1 pseudogene is annotated in these 319 nt (G+C 56.4%); it reads left to right on the forward strand.

From position 1 onward, the window contains the following. Window positions 1-199: pseudogene (locus tag KMS84_RS39660) on the forward strand (NADPH dehydrogenase); the annotation flags it as partial. Between the last annotated feature and the right edge of the window lie 120 nt (window positions 200-319).

Genomic DNA, 319 nt, shown 5'->3' on the forward strand with positions numbered 1-319 from the left:
GGCTGAAGAAATCGTACAGAACGGTCGGGCAGACATTGTTGTGGTTGGCCGTGACATGCTGCGAGACCCCTTCTGGGCCCGCACCGCCGCAGACGAATTGCGAACGGCTATCCCGGTTCCTCCGCAATACACCCGTTATGGATCGGTATGGCAGCGCAGCCAACCGCCGGTGCCATCAGCACCAATGACCGAAAGCTGATCTGCCCACAAGTACAACAGGCTTGATCCAATTTACCCCTGATGCGCCACGCAGCGTTCAGGGGTTTTCTCCATCCGAATTTATCCAGGTCGTTTTCTTTGTTGAAGCGGCTCCTTACCG

Origin of the sequence: Streptomyces hilarionis (genome assembly GCF_024539675.1) — a bacterium.
Classification (GTDB): Bacteria; Actinomycetota; Actinomycetes; order Streptomycetales; family Streptomycetaceae; genus Streptomyces; species Streptomyces hilarionis.